The following is a 19,913-nucleotide window of genomic DNA, read 5'->3' as shown; positions in this document are numbered from 1 at the left end:
AATGGTTCGCTTTTTGTTTATGATGCGATCACAGTACTTTAGTTAAACAAATACATCCTTTTCACTTCAGGTTATACTAAAAGGACAAAGCAAAAGAAAAGGAGGAATACCAATGAAACTTTATACAAAAACAGGGGATCAAGGTCAAACAGGCTTGATCGGCGGGAGAGCCGATAAGGATGATGTGAGAGTAGAGGCATACGGCACGTTAGATGAGGCGAATAGCTTCATTGGACTCGCACATGCACATTTACGTCAGCATGGCGAATTGTTTCAAGACATTTTGTCAGAGCTGATTGTGATACAGCACGAGCTGTTTGACTGCGGCGGTGATTTGGCAGCAGTCAAACCACCGAAAGAAGGTAAATTAACTGAAGCGTCTGTAGCAGTCCTTGAGCAAAGAATGGATGACTATGTAGAAGAAGCCGCGCCTCTCACGAAGTTTATTTTACCGGGCGGCCAGGAAGGCGCAGCTCTCTTACATGTGGCGCGGACAGTCGTCAGAAGAGCAGAGCGGCATATGGTGACGCTTGCGAAGCAGGAGGAGATTCCAGCAGTTGCGCTCACATATGTAAACCGGCTCTCTGACTATTTATTTGCAGCCGCCCGAATCGTGAATCATCGGCTCGGTGAAGCGGATGTTGAATATGAACGAAGTGCAAACGTATTTCGGTCTAAATAAAGGAAAGCACTCTTCAAATGAGAAGAGTGCTTTTTTATTGGGTTCTACCGCTCAGTCTGAGCGAAGTTACGACTCTGGTCGCAATGAAAGATCAATCTGCGACACGTTTTGCCAGCTTTCTTTTTTGACTATAGTAAAAGCAAGGAGCAAGAAAGGAGGCATGAAGATGAAAATAACAAGTAAAACCATCATCGGTTCGATTTTAATGTTTGTCGGTCTATCCATCTTCTTCGGTGGCTCACTAGGAGGGCTGATCCCAATTCTGATTGGGGCGTGGCTCATCTATGTAGGTGTAAAGAAATATGAAAAAGGCAGTAAAACCTTCGGCGTCATTCTAGCAGTCATTGGTGTCATGATCGTTGTGCAAGCTCTTCCATTTATCCTTGGAATCGCACTAGCTGGGTGGCTTCTCTACTTCGGCTGGACGATGATCAATGGTAAACAGGCAAAAGAATCATCAAGTAGATCATATATGGAGCCAAACACGTCACCGAAAATGGAAGAACCTATGCACACGTCATTTGATCAAGAATGGGAAGACTTTTTAAAGAAAAAATAAGAGGAGGAAATTCAAATGGTATTCAGAAGAATGAGAGATATGTTTGTTGCAACGGTCAATGAGGGCTTAGATAAAATGGAGAATCCACGTGTCATGCTGAATCAGTACGTTCGTGATATGGAGGACGATATTGCCAAAGCGAAACATGCGATCATCAAACAGCAAACGATTCAACAAGGCTTCCTGCGCAAAGCAGAAGAGACGGAAGCATTTGCTGATAAAAGAAAGAAGCAGGCTGAGCTGGCATTTCATGCAGGAGAAGAAGAATTAGCACGAAAAGCGCTCACAGAAATGAAGTATTTTGAAGAAAAGCATCAGGAATATCAGGAAGCTTATCAGCAATCTGTGAAACAATTAAAAGAGCTGAAAGAGCAATTGCAACAGTTAGAAACGAAGCTGCGTGATATTAAAGACAAGAAGCAGGCACTCATAGCAAGAGCAAATGCCGCACAGGCAAAGCAGCATATGAACGAATCTATGAATAAAGTAGATAGTGAAAGTGCATATAAAGAATTTCTTCGAATGGAGAACCGTATCGAAGAAATGGAGACAAAAGCGGGCAGCTATACACAATTTGAGGATCAAGGAGCATATGCTCATCTAGACTATGCTGATGAGGTTGAAAAAGAATGGCAGAAGCTCAAGCTGGAGAAGAAGCCTGAGCAGCAGCAAGCAAACTAAGAAATCAATGGCAGATCGGAAGAAAAGCAGGATTTTTCTTCCGATATTTGATTTCTTTCTGTTTCGCTTTTCCTTATAATGAAAAGGTCAGAAGATAAAGGGATGGTATGAATGAAGCGATTAATTGGTCTAATTTGTATACTCGTAGGTGTCTTTTTAATGATTGGGATGCTTTTCAAAAACGAAAATCTCTTTCATTTGAGTTTCTCCCGTGAAAAACCAGTCACAACAGCTTCAGCGAAAAAAGATGAAATTGATCAATTAGATATTTCTCTTTCTGGATTTCGCGTGAAGGTAAAACCTGAAAATCGTTCCGATATTTCCGTGATGGTCGTAGGTGGAAAAGGGAAAATGTATGCTGAACAAACAGGTAGTACATTTAAAATCCGTGCTGAAAATAAAGGATTCTTGTTTTTCACTTCATTTGAAAAAGGAGAACTCTTAGTCAAAATGCCAACAGATTATCATAAAAATGTGAAGATTACGGGTGGAAGCGGGGTCAGTGAGATGGACGGCGAAGGGAAGCTGGCACTTGAAGATGTGATCCTCAAATCAACAAGCGGAAACCTCAATGCCGAGAATTTCTCAGCAAACAATGTCGAAATCAAAGCGACATCTGGCAGACTCTCTGTGTCTCACATCGATGCGAAAAATAGCGATATTGGAGCAACCTCAGGGCGTGCCGATATTAAAGATGTCAAAGGCGAAATGCAGCTAGAAATGACAAGTGGTAGATTGACGGCAAGTTTTGATACCATTGAATCACCTGTCTCTTTTCACATGACATCAGGCAGCGCAAAATTTAACCTGCCGGATGAAGGAGATTTTAATGTCCAAGTGAAAAAAACAAGTGGAAGTGTCGATCACACCTATCACTTTGATCAAGCAGATAGTGAAGGTCGAGGCTTTACAGGCACGCGGGGAAAAGGGACACACTTAGTCGATATTGAAATGACAAGCGGAAACTTAAAGCTGCGGTAATGAACGAAACAAAGGAAGGAGGCGAGTCAACTGCGTTTTTCAAGGAATCAAATTTTAGGCATCATTGTCGTGATTTTTGGTATTAATCTATTTCTCAAAATTATTGGGATCGGAGCCGATTTGTTTTGGCCTGTGTTTTTTGCGCTTGCGGGCTATTGGCTGCACTCAAGATCCAAACGTTGGCTCGGTTCAGTTTCCTATATTTTTGCCGGCTTTCTCTTTTTAAAATTCCTGCTCAATATTACATTTAGTCTCACAGGATATTTATTTGCGGCCTTTTTGATATATGCCGGCTATCGCTTATTGAAAAACAAACCTGTTTTTGATGTCGATAAAAAGGAAGCACCGGAGAGCGATAAGCCTTCATTGAAAGTCAATCTTGAAAAAGAGGGCGAGCAAAAGAAAACAAAGAGCCAGACAAAGCCGCGCAAGGAGCATGACTTTTTTATCGGTGAAGTCAGGCTGATGAAAAAGCCGTTTCAATTAAGTGATTTGACGATTTCAGGGTTTATCGGGGATGTCAAAATCGACTTATCAAAGGCCATCATCGCAGAAGAAGAGAGCACGATCGTGATAAGCGGGCTCATCGGAGATGTGGATATTTTCGTACCGCAGGATATTGAAGTATGTGTGAGTGCTTCAGCTGCCATTGGTGATATGAAAATTATTGATGAAAAAAGAAGCGGATTCGGCAGTAAAGTGTATGTGATGACAGACAATTACGATGAGAGCAAACGAAAAGTGAAAATCTCCATCTCTTTACTGATCGGAGATGTGGATGTGAGATACTTATGAGGAAACTCCATCTAGGTATCCAGTGGCAATCTATTCGTCTTGGAGTAGGGATCTCGCTTGGTGTTGTCATCATGACGATGCTGCCCATGTTTTTTTATTATCAGCTTGATCCGATGATTCTCCTCTCTACCCGCTGGTTTGGCATCCCGTTTTTTTGTATTTTACTGATCATTAGTCTTGCCATTGGGTTTTCTGCCTCACATGTATTTGGCTATCAGCATAAAAAGCGTCTTGATCAGCTTGTAGAGTCGATTTTAAAGTTTGAAAATGGGAACTTTGCATACAGACTGCCGTCTCTTGGCGACGATGAAATTGGCTTAGCGGCTGATCAATTAAATGAAATGGCGAAACGAGTGGAAGGTCAAGTAGCCTCTTTGCAAAAGCTCTCGAATGAGCGGGCAGAATGGCAGGTGCAAATGAAAAAGTCGGTCGTCTCAGAAGAACGTCAGCGTTTAGCACGAGAACTGCATGATGCGGTTAGCCAGCAGTTATTTGCGATCTCGATGATGACCTCTGCGATTCTTGAAGTCATGAAGGAAAAGGATGAAAAGATTTTAAAGCAAATGCGCCTAGTCGAACGAATGGCTGGCGATGCACAAAATGAAATGCGTGCGCTTTTGCTTCATCTCAGACCGATCACCCTTGAAGGAAAAGACTTGAAAAAGGGCTTGATTGAGCTCCTAAATGAATTTCAAGCAAAACAGCCGATTGATATTGATTGGGAAATAGAAGATGATGTTCCGCTCTCAAAAGGAGTAGAGGATCACCTCTTCCGAATTGTACAGGAAGCCCTGTCAAATGTATTCAGGCATGCAAAGGCGACAAAGGTGACGGTTCGTCTGCTCATTCGAAATCGGCAGGTGCAGCTGAAGATTATCGACAATGGGATCGGCTTTCAAACCGATCATGTGAAGACGGCCTCCTACGGACTGGAATCAATTCGTGAAAGAACAAGTGAAGTAGGCGGTGTCGCAGAGATTATGTCATTTGAGGGAAAAGGAACACAAATTGATGTGAAGGTTCCCATTTTTGATGAAGGAAAAGGAGAGAACGTTCGATGATTCGAGTGCTTTTAATCGACGATCACGAAATGGTGAGAATGGGGCTTGCTGCTTTTTTAGAGGCACAGGCTGATATTGAAGTCATTGGTGAAGCGTCAGATGGACAAAAAGGTGTAGAGCTCGCAGTTGAATTAAGGCCAGATGTCATTTTAATGGATCTTGTCATGGAAGGCATGGATGGCATCGAAGCAACGAAAAGAATTTGTCAGGAAATTGAAGATGCTCGAATTATCGTTCTGACGAGCTTTATTGACGATGATAAAGTTTATCCAGTGATTGAAGCAGGTGCTTTAAGTTATTTATTAAAAACATCCAAGGCAGGAGAAATTGCAGATGCCATTCGGTCTGCAAGTATCGGCGAACCAAGACTAGAATCAAAAGTAGCTGGAAAGGTGATGAATAAACTTCGTCATTCCTCAAATGGATCGATCCTTCATGATGCATTAACAGCAAGGGAAATGGAAATCTTGAAGCTGATTGCCGATGGGAAATCGAATAAGGTCATCGCTGAGGAACTATTTATTACAATTAAAACAGTGAAGACACATATTACAAACATTCTTTCCAAACTCGATGTAGAAGACCGGACGCAAGCGGCTGTGTATGCGCATCGTCATAAGCTGATTCAATAAAATAAAAAAACAGCTTTCAAAAGAAAGCTGCTAGAACATGCGTAAATTTAGTCCTTCTGTCCTGTGATCGGACGTTCGGATAGTTGATGGAGCTCAGGAACTGGAAAAGCCTCCTGCTCCTCGGCCGATTTGTCTTCTAGGGCTTTCTTCATCTCGGATAATAGCTTTACGCTCTCCTTTGCCAATGCTGCCTTTTTCTCTTGCAAACCAATGATCTGTGAAAGTCCGACGAATATACCGCCTCCAACAAGAAGGAGCGCAGGGGTTTGTCCATAATAAATCACGATCAAAAATGTGCTCGAAAAGCTGTCGGCTTCAATGAAGAAATCTTCTTTTGATTGCATGAATACAACGACTAACAGGAGTATTCCTAGAATCAAAAATAGAATGCCGGCCGAAAGTAAAGCTCGTTTCATGATTGACACCCTTTTTTTCTTACCATTTTAACATACTCTATAAGGATTGTGTTGCGCCCTTAGTCCCGAAGTCACGGATTTTCACATTTGCTTTGTAACGAATATCTGATTCACTAAAAATTTCATCCCAATGTTTTGCTTCTTTTCGAAAATCCTTCGGGTAGGCAATACTCGCCTTTTGATAGAATCCGCAAATATCTGCTTTGATCTCGTGCTGTAATTCACCGATGAAATCTTTAACGCTTGTCTCTATTCGACGCTTGACAACGCCTTCAATTTCTCTGAGATACTTTTCATTAAAAGCGTTTTCACGTTCATTCCAATCCTCAGACAATCGTCCATCAAGTTCCACTGACACATCAAATTGATATTTTCCGCTGGCTGATTTATTGGTTTTAATATGGTGCTTGAGTTTGAAAATCTCAAAAGAGTAGATGCTGTGTTCATATTCAAATTCAATGACTCCACCCAGTCCGTCTCCAGTTAACAGATTGTATGACTGTACTGCTAACGGAGAGATATTGGTGAGAAATCGCTTATTCTTAATAATAGAGGCTCCATCGATCATTAATTTTCCTTGATCGACGCTGACTTTCGGAATAGCGAAAGATACATTGTTTTGCATGGCAGAAGAAATATCTCCTAATGAGCTAGTCTTAAACATGCGAATGGTTGATTTTCTATTCTCAGAAAGATCGTATAAGGTCGTAGAGGCTGGCTGTCCGTCGTCATTGATTTTCAGCATGTCTCCAGGATTCTTAGAGGTCATAAAGACGAGGCCTCCTCTCCTCGTTTCATTGTCTCGAATGAATTGATTAATGACGAGGTCGAAATCATTCTCATTGATGAGTTCCTCAGAAAACAAAAACACCCGTAGCTGCTGTGCGAAAATGCGATGGCTTTTCAGCGCCGTTGTGCGGAATATTTGATGCACAGAATCCCCGTTTGTTTCAATGATTTTCGTAGGGTCTTTGATGTTTGATTCCTGAGAAATCTTTTGAGGAACGAGGACTTGCATAGATACCTTTAATTTATTCCCTTGGTCCCCTTTGTCTACTGCAAATCCAATCGCCATGTTAAGCTCCTCAATATTTGTGCTATCCCAGCAACCACTTAATAGAACCAGCGTCAAAAGAGCAACAGCTGCTTTTTTTTTCATGTTGTGTTCCGCCTCCTTTTGAAAAACACGATGATAAATAAGAGAAACGGGAGAATGCCGAACAGCAGGAAAAAGAGGTTGTTCACATAGGTTAAATAATTTCGCACTGTATCGACATCCTTTGGAAAAATCGCTGCAAAGTAAATGACAATTCCCATTAAAACAAGGACCACTTTTTTAGGAAACTTGGTCAGTTTAGACACCCCGATTGCAGCAAAAAATGTATATCCGACAAAGCTTGTATAAAGCTGAATCAGCCAAACGATAAGCAAAAAGGAGTCAATTCGTTCAATAAAAATCCCCTGAATATCAAATGATTGAAATAAGGCAATGGTCGGCCAAGTCAAAGTCGCCGTTTCTTTAACAGTCAGCGCACCAATCACCATCATATAAGTGAAAATATAAATAATCGCAGGAATCAAAAAGCCGACTGTCCCATAAGCAAAGGTGTGTTTTTGTGTGTTCAGATAAGCAGGCATAAACAGTATCATTTCAATGCCGACAAACGATATGGCAGATGCATTCAAGGAATTGAAGACAGGGGAGAACCCCTCTCCTAAAACGGGACGGAGGTTATCTAACTTAAATTCTTGGAGACTAAGCCCATAAGCGACAAATAAGATGATGAGCGTCACAATCAGTATAAAAGGGAAAAGCCGGGCTAAATCACCAATTCCGCCAATCACCAGATAAAACCCAACTACAATAAAGCTGATCATTGTCACGGCTACTGGCGTGTTTTGAAGCAGAAAGAATTTGACCATTTCCGACATCGCGCGTACTTCATAGCTGGCGACGCCAAGAAAATAAATAATAATCAAGAGATTGGCAAGAGCGCCCAGCCATTTCCCAAGCCCTTCGTTCGTATAATCATAATAAGAGGAGAAGGGGATTTTTTTCATCATCAGGACATTTGCAAAAATAAACACTATGTAAATGACACTCATAAGTAAGAGTGCAATCCAGCCGTCAGGTGTAGCCGCAGCCTGAGCCATCGATCTTGGCAGAATCATCATACTTGCGCCTAGTGTTGTATTTGCAATAATGGCACTTGCCTGATAGCTTGATATCGACTCTTTATGATTGACCATCTCGTTCTCCTTTCTGTTGATTTTTTAAGGGCAATCGAATAATGGAATTGTCCTCGTTTTTATAGCTGAACACAAAATCTGGTGAGAAATACGGTGTGCCAAAACTTTTTTGCCGTGTGAGATGAGTAAGGAGTACGAGCATAAACAGCACAATCCCGTATAAACCAAAGGTAGCCGCAGCAAACATGGACACAAAGCGGAGCACACGAAAGGACATGCCCATCCCGTATTGAGGAACAGTAAAGGACGCAAGGGCCATCACGCTGACGATAATCACCATGATCGAGCTCACAATATGAGCCTGAACGGCTGCCTGGCCAATAACAACCCCGCCAACAAGTCCGATCGTTTGACCGAGCGGATTTGGCAGCCTTAAGCCGGCTTCCCGCAGGAGCTCAATCGTCATCTCCATGATGAGTGCCTCCACAATAGGCGGAAAGGGGACATTTTCTCTTGTACTTGAGATCGAAATAGCCAAAGTTGTTGGTAAAAGTCCTTGATGGAACGACACAAGCGCAATATAAATGGCTGATAAAAATAATGTCAGAAAGATCGAGGTAAACCGCAGCATACGAATGAGAGAGGCGGCGATCCATCTTTCATAATAATCATCAGGTGATTGCATAATCGTCGCGAGCGAAGCAGGTACAATTAACACAAAAGGTGAATGATCGACAAAAATGGCGACCCGGCCATTATTTAAAGCAGACGCGACTTTATCCGGCCGTTCTGTGTTTTGAATTTGCGGGAAAGGAGAGTACACATTGTCTTCAATGAGCTCCTCAAGAACACCAGAGTCTTGTATATCATCAATGGTGACTTGCTTGAGCCGTTTTTTTACCTCTTTTAAAACAGAGGTTTCAACGATACCGTCAATGTACATGATGGTCACTTGGGTGTATTTCTTTTCCCCGATCTTCATGTTTACTGTTTTGAGGTCAGGGTTTTTCAAGCGCTGTCGCACGAGAGCTAAGTTCGTGTTTAAATCTTCAATGAAGCCAACTTTCGGCCCTCTTACGACTGTTTCAGATGTAGAATCCCCTAAACTGCGTTTCTTCGTTCCATGCGTTTCTAAAATATACGCATGCTGAAATCCATTAATCAGCACCACGCAATGCCCTTCAAAAATCGCATCGATCAATTCTTCAGAGGTCTTCACCGAACGTGTCGTCATCATGGATAAATTAGATTCCAACTTCTCTTTTGTAAGAGAGGTATGATCTTGGAGAAGCAGCTTTAAAAAGGTTTGAATCTCCATCTTTTCGTTCATTTCTTTTATGTATAAATAGTAAACAACCTGCCCGTGAGGCAGCGTTTTTTTCTCATGGACCAAATCATCCATTTCCTTTAATTGTGGGAGAATGACGGAGAGATTATCGTATAAGTGTTCTTTCAATGGAGTCTGATTCAAAAGGATCACCCGCCTCAAATAACTTTTTCTTAGCATTACCTGCTTGAAAAAACAATATTCTGTGTTACATTATTTTGTGGTAAAAGAAAGAATGAGGGTTTTGGAGGAAACAGGATGGCACAAATTCGTTTAGCAGGAACAAAAGAGGAGATTGACCGTATTCTACAGTCGTTTGACAAGCATTATGAAGTGACATATACATCAAAGGATTACGGAAAAACGAACCCAAAATACAAATATTCGAAAGATGTCCGCGTTTATATTGAACTAAAATTAAAATAAAGATAAAATTTTAATTGAAAACGCTTAAAGGATTTTCGTTTTTTGTATAGAATAGAGTTGAGTGTATAAAGCTATGGAGGGATACATAATGACAGAATTTAGAATCGAAAAAGATACAATGGGCGAAATCAAGGTGCCAAAGGACAAGTTCTGGGGTGCACAAACACAACGAAGCAAAGAAAATTTCAAAATCGGTTCTGAGAAAATGCCAAAGGAAGTTGTGAATGCGTTTGCAATTTTGAAACGTAGCACAGCGATTGCCAACGAACGTCTTGGCAACCTTGAGAGCGAAAAAGCAGAAGCAATTGCTGCTGTATGTGATGACATCATCAGCGGAAAGTATGACGAGCACTTCCCGCTTGTTGTATGGCAGACAGGTAGCGGGACACAAAGTAACATGAATATGAACGAAGTCGTTGCAAATAGAGCAACTGCTTACTTGAAAGATAAAAATAGTGAGTTCAGCATTCATCCGAATGATGACGTCAACCGCAGCCAAAGCTCAAATGACACATTCCCAACTGCTATGCACGTGGCAGCTGTTTTAGCTGTGTACAAAAAATTATTGCCTGCGATTGATCAATTAAGAGCGACTCTTGATGAGAAGGCAAAAGCATATCAAGAGATTGTTAAAATCGGTCGTACGCATTTGCAAGACGCAACTCCACTGACAGTAGGTCAAGAAATTAGCGGCTGGGTGTACATGCTGGACCGTTCAAAAGAAATGATTCTAGAATCAACTGAAAAAATGAGAGAGCTTGCGATTGGCGGAACAGCTGTTGGTACAGGAATTAACGCACATCCTGAGTTTGGCCAATATGTCGCTGAGGAAATCAGCAAGCTGACAGGTCAAAATTTCAATTCTTCACCAAACAAATTCCATGCGCTGACAAGCCATGATGAAATTACGTATGCACACGGTGCCCTAAAAGCACTTGCAGCTGATTTAATGAAAATTGCCAACGATGTGAGATGGCTGGCAAGTGGTCCTCGCTGCGGAATTGGTGAATTGATCATTCCTGAAAATGAGCCAGGAAGCTCCATTATGCCAGGTAAAGTCAACCCAACTCAAAGTGAAGCATTAACAATGATTGCAGCACAAATCATGGGGAATGACGCAACAATCGGTTTTGCCGCGAGCCAAGGAAACTTTGAGCTGAACGTATTTAAGCCGGTCATCATCTATAACTTCTTGCAATCAGTTGAATTACTTGCTGACGGCATGAACTCATTCCATGACAAGTGTGCAGTTGGAATCGAACCAAACCTAGAAACAATCGAGAAAAACTTGAACGATTCATTGATGCTTGTGACGGCACTTAACCCGCACATCGGATATGAAAATGCAGCGAAAATTGCAAAGCTTGCTCATAAAGAAGGTTTAACGTTAAAAGAAGCAGCACTTCAATTAGAGCTGTTAACAGAAGAGCAGTTTGAAGAGTTTGTGAAACCAGAAGAAATGGTGACACCGAAAGCAAAATAAGAACCAAGGGCGGCTGCCCCTGGTTTTTTTCATTGAACGTGATGTGGACAAAAATGAAACCCAGGTTCTGCCTTGGGTTCTACAAATGATCCTCTTTCAAAATACGCAAAAGTGACTCAGATACGGATTGGAGCGGTGCGAACAATTTCAGTTGATGCAGCATACCTTTCACGATGACTTGTCTAGGTTTTTGTTTGTTTAATTCATTTTCTAGAATGCCGAGTGCTTCAAATAAATCAGGCTCGTCTTTCACTTCATAGTGTGCTTCAGCCTGCTCTCTTAATTCTTTTAAAAGAGATTCTGTCAGCGGGTCGAATGACCGTTCATAAATAGGACCAAACCAATCGCTCGCTTGATCTACAGAGATGAGCGGAAGATCATGTCGCGCCATCATACCGCCCATCAAATCATCGATACGGTGAATCATCGTTGCGGCTAGCTCCTCAGCCTCCAGCTGAAAATCATATAAAATCGCAAGCTCGAAATAAACGTGGCTCATGCCCTCAATTGTCAAACAAAGATCAGCCATATAAGGAATCGCTGCATCTCCATATACCTGCTTAATGTTATCAATGTGAAGCTGAATGGTGGCAAGTCTGATTTGTTTTGCGAGCTGCTGCGTTTCTTCATTCATTGGCAGTGCTCGATCGCTCAGCTGCATTTTAATAAAATCCTTTTGCTGCAAAATATTATCGTAGTAGACAGTAAGCTGCTTGCGGTAGGCTTCCTTTGGTGTGCCGCCCTCTGTTTGAACCTCGTGGATTCGGGTAAATACCTTATCGTAATAGTAATGTAAGATTGAAATGAGCAGTGCTTCCTTTGATTTAAAATAAAGATAAAAAGCACCCTTTGACATGTGGCATTCATCCGCAATTTCCTGAACAGACGTTGTATTGTAGCCTTTACTGGCAAACAATTTCATGCCAGCCTCAATGATCATTTTCTCTTTCTTTTTCAATATGAATGTCATCCTTTCTTACCGAGAGACAAATGTCTTAGGAAACGTGCGCAAAGAGATGTGACTTATCGGTCATAAACGACGAAAGTTTTCAAAAATTAATCAGATTGTAACTTGTTTTTTACAGTGTAATTCTTTATATTATAAAGTAAGGTGACCAACTGGTCAAAAAATGTGAAAGGATGATGTTCCATGAGAGAAATTGATGATATGATAAGACGCTTGCGAACAAAAGGAATTCAAGTAGAAAAAGTCAAAATGCCGAAAGAGACAACCATTGAAAAGAAATGGATGTATCAAGCTGGCAAGAAAATCAAAGCCACATACCGTGATTTCAATGGGTATTCATTCATCTAAAAAAGACTGCGGTCAAAAACCTACAGTCTCTTCTTTGGAACTGTGATCGTATAACGTACACCTAGATCATCATTTTCAATTGATATAGACGCTTGATGCATGGAGAGAATTTTTTTGACAATGCTTAATCCAATACCGAATTCGCCCTTTTTTCCCTTACTAAAAGGTTCGTATAGGCTGGATAGCATATGTTCTTCAATTGGAGGACCGTCATTACGAATGACAATGCGTATTTGTTCCTCTTCCTGTTTCATTTGAATATCAATTTTCCTTTTTGCGTAGCGAAGTTGATTTTCTAGGACATTTTCAAATAATTTGCTCCATTGTTCTGGATCGCCTTCAAGAGCAGCCTCATCATCTAAGTCCACGTTCCACTGTAATTCATTTTTCGACCAGCGTATTCGGTCGACCACTTCCAGCATCGTATTACTGAGTAGGAAGGAAGCATGTGCAGGGTGTTGATTTGATAAATAATCAAGCTTTGTTAAGTACAGCAAATCCTTGATTTTCTTCTCAAGCTTTTCCGCTTCACCTTCAATGACTTCCACTGTTTGTTCAAGATCTCCCTTAGGAAAAATACCATCTTTAATCGACTGCGTATAGCCGCGGATGACCATGACAGGTGTCTTTAAGTCATGTGATATATTTTGCAAAAGAGTCCGTTCTGTTTCATCCTTTTGAATGAGTTTTTGTCTCATTTCTTCAATGGTATGACCAAGCTTTCCAATTTCATCTTGCCGGTCAACGATGACAGGATCGTCCCAGTCCTCTTGTGCAATCCGCTTCACGTGTTTTTCAAACGCAACGATTGGACGGGATAAGTAGCGGGCAAGCCAAATCGATGGAATCCAGCTTAATAAAATAACGGTGCCCAGGATAAAGATCAGCTGTTTAAACAGCGTAAAGGACAGGTCATCTCGATAAGAGTCTGGCGCATAAGACAAAAGAATATATTGTGTATTGCCTGTTGATACTTTTTTGATGACAAAAAAGATGTGCTGGCCATTCACCTCTTCAGAATAGCGTTTCGTTGCGCTTTTTTGTTTTTTCACAAAGGCTTGGATTTTCTCAATAAAGGCGTGCGGGAAAAACTGCCCCATTTGGTTTAATTCATCTGACGGAATCAGAATGTGTTGCACCGAGCGGTTTTCCGGTGTCGACTTTGGCGAGCCGTCTCGGTTCAACGGATATTCTGTGAGCACCTGCTGTTCATTTTCGATATTTTTATAAATTTCATTCGTGAAAAAATTTCGTAATGTATTGGAAAATAGGATGATCAGAACAATCGAGATGGTGAGCAAAATACCAGAGATGACGATCCAAATTTGAAAAGCGAGTGGTTTGTTCTTCATCCTTTTAGCATCCTATAGCCAAATCCATAGATGGTCTCGACCTTTAAGTCGGGCATTTTTTTGCGCAATCGTCTGACAAGGTCATCGACCACACGATCTGTCCCGAAGTAATCGTGTCCCCAAATTTTGATGAGGATATCTTCACGAGAAAAAGCATGTCCTTGATGATGTGTAAATAAAAGCAGCAAGTCAAATTCCTTAGAAGTTAAGTTAATCAGCTGATCTCCTTCATACACCTCTCTTACATCCTCATGAATGACATATGAGGAGACGGGTGTGACACTTTGCTGCTGCGGAGTATCGCTGTTTTTGTACACAAGCTCAAGCAGCTTTTGCACCCGAATGATCAGCTCGCGCGGAAGAAATGGTTTCGCAATATAATCACTGCTTCCCAGCTCTAAACCGAGGACACGATCAATATCAGCGTCGCGTGCTGAAATGAAAATGACCGGTACGTCAGGTGATGCGGCTTTGATTTCTTTAATCAGTGTGTAGCCATCTGTATCAGGCAGCATGATATCTAAAATCCATAGATGCGGCGGCTTATTCATTGCTTCGCGTGCCGCTTCTCCGGTTAAAAAAGAGGAGACATTCCAATTTTCACTTTCTAAATATTTGGTTAAAAGTTCGTTTAAGTTTTGTTCATCTTCCACTAAATAAATGGTGTACGACAAAGTCTTCCACATCCTCTCAACGTCATTATAACGGGATACAAAGGCGGCATGTCAACAATCACATGCTTTTTTCACAATTTCACATATTCTTCTCATTATTATCCCATAATGTTTGTTTATGATAAGCTCAAGGGAAAAAAGGGCATAGACAAAAGGCAGATCAATAGGTGCTTTTCACGAATGTGCGCACCTTGCTTTTTTTCTATGAATAAGTATTATATAATTTGACATATTGTCATGTAGTATTTTCAATGATGTTGCCATTAAGAGGACATGAGTCCGATCTACACATATGAATCAAGCAAGTCATGAACATGATGTAAAGGAGTGTAAGCGATGGATTTCCGAAGAGAAGATGAAGAGAAGAAGTTGAATCAACAAGAAGATGTACATCAAGAGAATGAGAAACAAATAGACGAACCTGAAAAAGAAAAGGAACTCGTTTTTCAACCTCATGAAAACGAAGCTTCTGCCACTCAGGAGAGTGTGACAAACCATTCTCCTCAAATGGAGGATGACCGTGTGTCGAAAAAGGAGAAAAAGCGGAAAGCAGCATGGCTCAGTCCGATCCTTGGAGGAATTATTGGCGGAGGCCTTGTGCTTGGCATTACACCGCTTTTGCCACAGTCACAGAACACAGCAGCAAACACTCAAACGCAAACAGCGTCAAGTGAACCGGCAGCCTCTGAAAATTTCTCAACAAAACAAATCACCAATGCCACGAATGTCTCTGATATGGTAGAAGATTTAGAGCCAACCATTGTGGGAGTCTCAAACTACCAATCTACCCAAAATTCGTTTGGCCTTAGCGGTGATTCAACAGAAGCTGAAGCTGGAACGGGTTCTGGTGTCATCTTTAAAAAAGATGGCAAAAAAGCGTACATTATTACAAATAACCACGTAGTCGAGGGTGCCAATAAATTGAAGGTCACACTTTATGACGGAAAAACAAAAGACGCGAAGCTTGTCGGCAGTGACGTGATGACAGATTTAGCTGTTGTCGAAATCAATGCAGACGGCATTGATAAAGTGGCGAGCTTTGGTGATTCTTCTAAGCTCCGTGCTGGAGACAAAGTGATTGCAATTGGGAACCCGCTTGGTGCCCAGTTCTCTGGTACTGTGACAGAAGGGATTATTAGTGGTCTTGATCGTACAGTTGAAGCGAACACATCATCTGGTACGGTGGAAATGAATGTACTGCAAACAGATGCAGCGATCAATCCAGGAAACAGCGGTGGACCGCTTATCAATACAGATGGTCAAGTCATTGGTATCAATAGCTTAAAAATTAGCGAAAGCGGTGTGGAATCACTCGGCTTTGCGATTCCAAGTAACGATGTCAAACCGATTGTAGATGAGCTTTTGAAAAACGGAAAGGTTGAACGTCCTTATCTTGGCGTACAAATGATTGACCTTGAGCAAGTGCCTGAAACGTATCAAGAAAATACGCTCGGCCTATTTGATAAACAAATCGGCAAAGGGATTTACGTAAAGGATGTATCAAAAGGATCACCTGCACAAAAAGCAGGCTTGAAGTCTGGAGATGTCATCATCAAGTTTAAAGGGAAAAACGTGGCGAACAGCTCTCAGCTGAAAGAAATTTTGTACAAAGAAACAAAAGTCGGCGATAAAACGACAATGACTGTTATTCGTGAAGGGAAAAACAAGAACCTAGACATTACCCTTGGACAGTCTGAAACTGAATAAATGAAAAAAACAGGTGGACGTTAAAGGTCTACCTGTTTTTTTATGCTTATTTTTTTGAAGAGAGTGTACGTAATATGATCTTTTCCCACATGCTCCAAGGCAGGAGCTGCTTTGCTGTGAATGAAAGCCGCACTCCTTTCCCAATCGGATATCTCAGCTTTTTCAGCCGCTTCTTCTCGGCTAATCGAATCACAAGGTCTGCGACTTCAAGCGGGTCCCCGTAGTTTGATTTCTGGGCATTGATATGAGCCATCATCTTTTGATAGAGGTGTATGTATTTTGATCCTTCTTCTGGCTGTAACATGTGCTCGTTCATAGACGTGTTCCAAATATTCGTTTGGAAAGAGCCTGGTTCGATCAGGGCTGCCTGTATACCGAACGAGGCAAGTTCAATGCGTAAGCTCTCTGTGTAGCCCTCTAAAGCAAACTTGGAGGATACATAAGGAGAAAGTGCGGGCATTCCCATTAATCCGCTGATGCTGCTCATATTGAATATCTTTGCACCATTTGTCATCAGCGGAAGGACGGCTTGTGTCACTTCCATGACTCCGAAAACATTGACATCAAATTGCTGGCGGTACGTGTCAACAGGAACCTCTTCAGCAAAACCCGCATAGGCTGTTCCAGCATTGTTGACAAGCAAGGTAATGGGGGCGTAAGTATGCAACTTTTTCTGAAATGCTTGAATCGACTGCGTGTCTGTCACATCTAATGCTTCAATATGTATCGCTTCGGCTAACGAGGCTTGCTCGATTTCTTCAGCAAGCTTTTTCGCATTTGCTTCCTGCCTGACACCTGCAATCACTGTATAGCCTTGCTTGGCGAGCCCTATCGTGATGAGCTTGCCAAAGCCGCTATTGGCACCAGTTACAATGGCTGTCCTTTTCATCATCTCGTACCTCCTTTTTGTTTCAATTTACCATAGACCGCTCTTTTATTGAATAACGAAAAGAAGGATGGAGAAGAATAAAAAGCGATGATAAGAAATAGGAGGAAGCGCATGATGTGTTGGAAGAAGGCGGGACAAATAGGAGTGCTGCTTTTTATGCTGTCTGGCTGCCAATCGATTGAGCCGCTCCAGCAAACAAAGGAAGCGGAAGCAGAGAGTCTCTCAGCGGTTCAAATGAAGGAACTTCCATTTGAGCATCTCCACCTGCATGTTCAATACGGGCAGAAAAGCGAATTATACGAAGCCACCTATCGTCAGGCGAAAGGAAAAGAAGAAGCACTGATTCGTGATCATATGAACGGTGTCCGCTATGAAGGTGAAGAAGCTTTACGCGAGATGAAGATGAAGCTAAATGATATGTCGATTCCTAGTGCGAAGATCAATGAAACGTATGTCAATGAGCTATTAGCTGCTTTTAATTTAGACGATGATTATCAGCGAATTCAGGTCGATATGAAGCTTGAAGATGGGACCAAACGTACATTCCAAAAGAAGAAGTAAAACGGAACTTTCTCATTTTTTAATTGAAAATGATTTTCAAAATCACTTAAATCTGATACACTAAATTGAGATAAGTGATCTTTTGCGTCTATATATAGACGATATTTCATATAAAAAATTTGCATGAGAAAAGGAGCGTTTGAGCGGAATGAGTGCCATTTCTACTGAAGGTTTAAGCTTAGGCTACGGAGAAACAATGATCATAGATGAACTAAATGTATCGATCCCTAAGGGTGAAATCACAGTATTTATTGGCAGCAATGGATGCGGTAAATCCACGCTACTTCGCTCTTTGGCCCGTCTCATGAAGCCATTGGGTGGGTCTGTCCTGCTTGAAGGTCATTCCATTGCCAAATTACCAACAAAGGAAGTAGCGAAACAGCTCGCTATTCTTCCGCAAGGACCAGAAGCGCCAGAAGGATTAACCGTGCATCAGCTAGTGAAGCAAGGCAGATATCCTTATCAAAATTGGCTGAAGCAGTGGTCAAAGCAAGACGAAGAAGCAGTGAAGCGTGCACTGAAGTCAACAAAGATGGAAGACCTCGCTGATCGAACGGTCGATTCATTATCAGGTGGACAAAGGCAGCGTGCATGGATTGCGATGACGTTAGCGCAGGAGACGGATATCATTTTGTTAGATGAGCCGACGACGTATTTAGATATGACGCATCAAATTGAAATTCTCGACCTTCTGTTTGACTTAAATGAAAAAGAGCAGCGCACGATTGTCATGGTTCTTCATGACCTGAATCTCGCATGTAGATATGCTCATCACCTTGTAGCGATTAAAGACAAGACGATTTATGCAGAAGGAAGACCAGAAACGGTCATTAATTGTGATCTTGTGAAAAATGTTTTCGATATGAACTGCCAAGTGACAACAGATCCTTTATTCGGAACTCCATTATGTATTCCGCACGGCAGAGGACGCTGTATTGTGCAGCAAGCGCAAGCGGAGACATTTCTCGCTGCAAGATAATTGTATGTCAAAAGCCTGACATCTGTTACGTACAGAGTCAGGCTTTTTTCTGAAAAAGGAGCGGAAGATCAATGGGGAATGAACTAGATGAAAAGCTGGAAGGCTTGCTTGAGAAATATACTGAGCTACTCCTTGGCGAATCAACAGACGCACTGAAACAAGATGTGAAACAATGGGTGATCTACTCTCATATCGCAAAAAGCATGCCGCCTCTAGCAAAGCATTTTAATGAATCGTATCCAGAGGCTAAGGAAGAAATCAAAGAAACCATTCAGCGAATCAAACAAATGAACGAAGCTCATCGAGCGAATCAAGATCGTTAAAAAAACTGCCAGCTACATACTGGCAGTTTTTCTTTATGACATCTGTGATGGTCCGTATGGAGATTGTTCTGTCAGTGTTTGCTGAAATTTCTGGTGCGCCTGCTGGAGCTTTTGCTGTTCAGCGGCTTCAACAGAATACCAGCCATATCGGAACATGACATCATATAAATGTCTTTGTGTTTTCTGAGTTTCTAGCGCAATTCGCTGAATATCCTGATAAAGAGATTCATGACTGAATTCATTGAGCGCTGTGTTGTATCCGCTTGTCATATATTTTTCAGTCGACAAGAGATCTGTGACAAAATCACGATCATTCATGTTTGTTGTCGTGGGAACCGGAGTTTGAGGATTCCCGATTTTTTGTTGGTTTTGTTGTTCCATGTTTTTTCCTCCTATTGCATAAAGCCAGTAGACTGGCCTTGCCCTGAGCTGCCTAAATGCTGAAGAATTTGTGTGTAATGCTGATGGTGCATTTGGCCCACTTGATTTAATTCTTGTTTCAATGTTTGATCCTGGCAATGCTCGGCCATAAAGTGAGCCTTTTTCATAGCGATCAAGTTCCAATTCAGCATATCCTCTAAGTACAAGGAATCTTTCACTGAAATGACTTGCGGGGGCATATTCATTTGCTGATTGTTCAAGGTGTGTTCCTCCTTACAATTTTGTTTCCTTACTGATTTTTTTTATATTGTTGATTTTGACTAGTCTTTTTGCCGCCTAGGTCTGCTTCCTGTGATGGACCTGCGTTTCCTTTTACACTTGCAGCACTTACGCCTGCTTTCGATGGGTTTTTCTTCAAACGAGACATGTGGACATCACCTCCATTCTTACAATGCCCTCTCATCTTTAATTCATACGCCGCAAAGTAAGGCACATGAGA

At 41.6% G+C, this 19,913-nt stretch carries 25 protein-coding genes; 14 read left to right on the top strand and 11 right to left on the bottom strand.

Annotation, left to right across the window (positions count from 1 at the left end; translation table 11 throughout):
• Positions 1-112 precede the first annotated feature (112 nt).
• From MHH41_RS15145 to MHH41_RS15115, 7 genes are all read left to right on the top strand, one after another.
• Entirely contained in the window at positions 113-682 is a 570-nt protein-coding gene (locus MHH41_RS15145) for a cob(I)yrinic acid a,c-diamide adenosyltransferase (protein WP_137054419.1), read from the top strand.
• Between the two features lie 166 nt (positions 683-848).
• Positions 849-1,241, top strand: a complete 393-nt coding sequence (locus MHH41_RS15140) for a hypothetical protein (protein ID WP_050944105.1) — start codon at positions 849-851, stop codon at positions 1,239-1,241.
• A 15-nt stretch (positions 1,242-1,256) separates the two neighbouring features.
• Complete coding sequence (liaH, locus tag MHH41_RS15135; protein ID WP_003213665.1) at positions 1,257-1,922, top strand: stress responsive protein LiaH; 666 nt, start codon at positions 1,257-1,259, stop codon at positions 1,920-1,922.
• A 111-nt stretch (positions 1,923-2,033) separates the two neighbouring features.
• Complete coding sequence (gene liaG / locus MHH41_RS15130; protein WP_050944104.1) at positions 2,034-2,903, top strand: LiaG family protein; 870 nt, start codon at positions 2,034-2,036, stop codon at positions 2,901-2,903.
• Positions 2,904-2,933: 30 nt separating this feature from the next.
• Positions 2,934-3,698: a cell wall-active antibiotics response protein LiaF gene (gene liaF / locus MHH41_RS15125; RefSeq protein ID WP_034620120.1), complete on the top strand. Its 765-nt coding sequence runs from the start codon at positions 2,934-2,936 to the stop codon at positions 3,696-3,698.
• The gene (gene liaS / locus MHH41_RS15120) at positions 3,695-4,759 is read left to right on the top strand and encodes a two-component system sensor histidine kinase LiaS (protein ID WP_003212649.1); all 1,065 of its coding nucleotides are present in this window, start codon (positions 3,695-3,697) and stop codon (positions 4,757-4,759) included. Before liaF ends, liaS begins: the two co-directional genes overlap by 4 nt.
• Entirely contained in the window at positions 4,756-5,391 is a 636-nt protein-coding gene (locus tag MHH41_RS15115; protein WP_003213157.1) for a response regulator, read from the top strand. The genes liaS and MHH41_RS15115 overlap by 4 nt, the downstream gene beginning before the upstream one ends.
• A gap of 47 nt (positions 5,392-5,438) precedes the next feature.
• Here the strand turns inward: MHH41_RS15115 and MHH41_RS15110 are convergent, their stop codons facing one another.
• From MHH41_RS15110 to MHH41_RS15095, 4 genes are read right to left on the bottom strand one after another with little or no spacing between them, the layout of a single operon-like run.
• On the bottom strand, positions 5,439-5,807 hold the full coding sequence (locus MHH41_RS15110; RefSeq protein WP_003212877.1) for a hypothetical protein: 369 nt from the start codon (positions 5,805-5,807) through the stop codon (positions 5,439-5,441).
• Positions 5,808-5,844: 37 nt separating this feature from the next.
• Positions 5,845-6,966, bottom strand: coding sequence for a Ger(x)C family spore germination protein (locus MHH41_RS15105; RefSeq protein ID WP_050944103.1), 1,122 nt, complete (start codon positions 6,964-6,966; stop codon positions 5,845-5,847).
• Positions 6,963-8,057 (bottom strand): GerAB/ArcD/ProY family transporter, encoded by a 1,095-nt coding sequence (locus tag MHH41_RS15100; RefSeq protein ID WP_340866517.1) that lies wholly within the window; start codon positions 8,055-8,057, stop codon positions 6,963-6,965. The genes MHH41_RS15105 and MHH41_RS15100 overlap by 4 nt, the downstream gene beginning before the upstream one ends.
• Positions 8,044-9,468, bottom strand: coding sequence for a spore germination protein (locus tag MHH41_RS15095; protein ID WP_212045525.1), 1,425 nt, complete (start codon positions 9,466-9,468; stop codon positions 8,044-8,046). Before MHH41_RS15095 ends, MHH41_RS15100 begins: the two co-directional genes overlap by 14 nt.
• A gap of 114 nt (positions 9,469-9,582) precedes the next feature.
• Here MHH41_RS15095 and MHH41_RS15090 point away from each other — a divergent pair, with 114 nt between their 5' ends.
• Positions 9,583-9,750, top strand: coding sequence for a YvzF family protein (locus MHH41_RS15090; RefSeq protein ID WP_003213147.1), 168 nt, complete (start codon positions 9,583-9,585; stop codon positions 9,748-9,750).
• Positions 9,751-9,838: 88 nt separating this feature from the next.
• Complete coding sequence (gene fumC, locus MHH41_RS15085; RefSeq protein ID WP_137054422.1) at positions 9,839-11,233, top strand: class II fumarate hydratase; 1,395 nt, start codon at positions 9,839-9,841, stop codon at positions 11,231-11,233.
• Positions 11,234-11,312: 79 nt separating this feature from the next.
• Here fumC and MHH41_RS15080 read toward each other — a convergent pair whose 3' ends face one another.
• Positions 11,313-12,191, bottom strand: coding sequence for a TetR/AcrR family transcriptional regulator (locus MHH41_RS15080; protein ID WP_050944099.1), 879 nt, complete (start codon positions 12,189-12,191; stop codon positions 11,313-11,315).
• 192 nt (positions 12,192-12,383) lie between these two features.
• On the opposite strand from MHH41_RS15080, the gene spxO reads away from it, so the two are divergent.
• Complete coding sequence (spxO, locus tag MHH41_RS15075) at positions 12,384-12,548, top strand: anti-adapter protein SpxO (RefSeq protein WP_003212782.1); 165 nt, start codon at positions 12,384-12,386, stop codon at positions 12,546-12,548.
• Between the two features lie 20 nt (positions 12,549-12,568).
• Here the strand turns inward: spxO and MHH41_RS15070 are convergent, their stop codons facing one another.
• Positions 12,569-13,900, bottom strand: a complete 1,332-nt coding sequence (locus tag MHH41_RS15070; protein ID WP_003213777.1) for a sensor histidine kinase — start codon at positions 13,898-13,900, stop codon at positions 12,569-12,571.
• Positions 13,897-14,574: a response regulator transcription factor gene (locus tag MHH41_RS15065; protein WP_251190839.1), complete on the bottom strand. Its 678-nt coding sequence runs from the start codon at positions 14,572-14,574 to the stop codon at positions 13,897-13,899. The genes MHH41_RS15070 and MHH41_RS15065 overlap by 4 nt, the downstream gene beginning before the upstream one ends.
• Before the next feature lie 336 nt (positions 14,575-14,910).
• Between MHH41_RS15065 and MHH41_RS15060 the strand changes: the two genes are divergently transcribed.
• On the top strand, positions 14,911-16,281 hold the full coding sequence (locus MHH41_RS15060; RefSeq protein WP_003213179.1) for a S1C family serine protease: 1,371 nt from the start codon (positions 14,911-14,913) through the stop codon (positions 16,279-16,281).
• A gap of 46 nt (positions 16,282-16,327) precedes the next feature.
• Here the strand turns inward: MHH41_RS15060 and MHH41_RS15055 are convergent, their stop codons facing one another.
• Positions 16,328-17,173, bottom strand: coding sequence for an oxidoreductase (locus MHH41_RS15055; RefSeq protein ID WP_268459262.1), 846 nt, complete (start codon positions 17,171-17,173; stop codon positions 16,328-16,330).
• 111 nt (positions 17,174-17,284) lie between these two features.
• On the opposite strand from MHH41_RS15055, the gene MHH41_RS15050 reads away from it, so the two are divergent.
• From MHH41_RS15050 to MHH41_RS15040, 3 genes are all read left to right on the top strand, one after another.
• A complete protein-coding gene (locus MHH41_RS15050; protein ID WP_170965972.1) occupies positions 17,285-17,731 on the top strand; it encodes a YusW family protein in 447 nt (148 codons plus the stop codon).
• Positions 17,732-17,879: 148 nt separating this feature from the next.
• Positions 17,880-18,710 carry an ABC transporter ATP-binding protein gene (locus MHH41_RS15045; protein WP_340866516.1) on the top strand — a complete coding sequence of 277 codons (831 nt, stop codon included), beginning with the start codon at positions 17,880-17,882 and terminating at the stop codon, positions 18,708-18,710.
• 71 nt (positions 18,711-18,781) lie between these two features.
• Positions 18,782-19,033, top strand: a complete 252-nt coding sequence (locus MHH41_RS15040) for a YusU family protein (protein ID WP_003213733.1) — start codon at positions 18,782-18,784, stop codon at positions 19,031-19,033.
• 33 nt (positions 19,034-19,066) lie between these two features.
• Here MHH41_RS15040 and MHH41_RS15035 read toward each other — a convergent pair whose 3' ends face one another.
• Genes MHH41_RS15035 through MHH41_RS15025 form a run of 3 tightly spaced genes read right to left on the bottom strand, consistent with a single transcriptional unit; the run spans position 19,067 to position 19,841 of the window.
• Positions 19,067-19,414 carry a spore coat protein gene (locus tag MHH41_RS15035; protein WP_058013724.1) on the bottom strand — a complete coding sequence of 116 codons (348 nt, stop codon included), beginning with the start codon at positions 19,412-19,414 and terminating at the stop codon, positions 19,067-19,069.
• Positions 19,415-19,425: 11 nt separating this feature from the next.
• On the bottom strand, positions 19,426-19,659 hold the full coding sequence (locus MHH41_RS15030) for a hypothetical protein (RefSeq protein ID WP_223250686.1): 234 nt from the start codon (positions 19,657-19,659) through the stop codon (positions 19,426-19,428).
• A 44-nt stretch (positions 19,660-19,703) separates the two neighbouring features.
• Positions 19,704-19,841 carry a YuzL family protein gene (locus MHH41_RS15025; protein ID WP_003212904.1) on the bottom strand — a complete coding sequence of 46 codons (138 nt, stop codon included), beginning with the start codon at positions 19,839-19,841 and terminating at the stop codon, positions 19,704-19,706.
• Positions 19,842-19,913 lie beyond the last annotated feature (72 nt).

It is taken from the genome of Bacillus sp. FSL K6-1145 (assembly GCF_038003425.1).
GTDB classification, from domain to species: Bacteria; Bacillota; Bacilli; order Bacillales; family Bacillaceae; genus Bacillus; species Bacillus pumilus.
The sequence above is the reverse complement of the archived record's forward strand: the minus strand, read 5'-3'. Positions and strand labels throughout refer to the sequence as shown.

Bases quoted from the DNA above. Each gene is read 5' to 3' on its own strand.
- MHH41_RS15145 (WP_137054419.1), top strand. From the start codon at position 113: ATGAAACTTTATACAAAAACAGGGGATCAAGGTCAAACAGGCTTGATC.
- MHH41_RS15140 (WP_050944105.1), top strand. From the start codon at position 849: ATGAAAATAACAAGTAAAACCATCATCGGTTCGATTTTAATGTTTGTC.
- liaH (WP_003213665.1), top strand. From the start codon at position 1,257: ATGGTATTCAGAAGAATGAGAGATATGTTTGTTGCAACGGTCAATGAG.
- liaG (WP_050944104.1), top strand. From the start codon at position 2,034: ATGAAGCGATTAATTGGTCTAATTTGTATACTCGTAGGTGTCTTTTTA.
- liaS (WP_003212649.1), top strand. From the start codon at position 3,695: ATGAGGAAACTCCATCTAGGTATCCAGTGGCAATCTATTCGTCTTGGA.
- MHH41_RS15115 (WP_003213157.1), top strand. From the start codon at position 4,756: ATGATTCGAGTGCTTTTAATCGACGATCACGAAATGGTGAGAATGGGG.
- MHH41_RS15110 (WP_003212877.1), bottom strand. From the start codon at position 5,807: ATGAAACGAGCTTTACTTTCGGCCGGCATTCTATTTTTGATTCTAGGA.
- MHH41_RS15105 (WP_050944103.1), bottom strand. From the start codon at position 6,966: ATGAAAAAAAAAGCAGCTGTTGCTCTTTTGACGCTGGTTCTATTAAGT.
- MHH41_RS15100 (WP_340866517.1), bottom strand. From the start codon at position 8,057: ATGGTCAATCATAAAGAGTCGATATCAAGCTATCAGGCAAGTGCCATT.
- MHH41_RS15090 (WP_003213147.1), top strand. From the start codon at position 9,583: ATGGCACAAATTCGTTTAGCAGGAACAAAAGAGGAGATTGACCGTATT.
- fumC (WP_137054422.1), top strand. From the start codon at position 9,839: ATGACAGAATTTAGAATCGAAAAAGATACAATGGGCGAAATCAAGGTG.
- spxO (WP_003212782.1), top strand. From the start codon at position 12,384: ATGAGAGAAATTGATGATATGATAAGACGCTTGCGAACAAAAGGAATT.
- MHH41_RS15070 (WP_003213777.1), bottom strand. From the start codon at position 13,900: ATGAAGAACAAACCACTCGCTTTTCAAATTTGGATCGTCATCTCTGGT.
- MHH41_RS15060 (WP_003213179.1), top strand. From the start codon at position 14,911: ATGGATTTCCGAAGAGAAGATGAAGAGAAGAAGTTGAATCAACAAGAA.
- MHH41_RS15055 (WP_268459262.1), bottom strand. From the start codon at position 17,173: ATGATGAAAAGGACAGCCATTGTAACTGGTGCCAATAGCGGCTTTGGC.
- MHH41_RS15050 (WP_170965972.1), top strand. From the start codon at position 17,285: ATGTGTTGGAAGAAGGCGGGACAAATAGGAGTGCTGCTTTTTATGCTG.
- MHH41_RS15045 (WP_340866516.1), top strand. From the start codon at position 17,880: ATGAGTGCCATTTCTACTGAAGGTTTAAGCTTAGGCTACGGAGAAACA.
- MHH41_RS15040 (WP_003213733.1), top strand. From the start codon at position 18,782: ATGGGGAATGAACTAGATGAAAAGCTGGAAGGCTTGCTTGAGAAATAT.
- MHH41_RS15035 (WP_058013724.1), bottom strand. From the start codon at position 19,414: ATGGAACAACAAAACCAACAAAAAATCGGGAATCCTCAAACTCCGGTT.
- MHH41_RS15030 (WP_223250686.1), bottom strand. From the start codon at position 19,659: ATGAATATGCCCCCGCAAGTCATTTCAGTGAAAGATTCCTTGTACTTA.
- MHH41_RS15025 (WP_003212904.1), bottom strand. From the start codon at position 19,841: ATGTCTCGTTTGAAGAAAAACCCATCGAAAGCAGGCGTAAGTGCTGCA.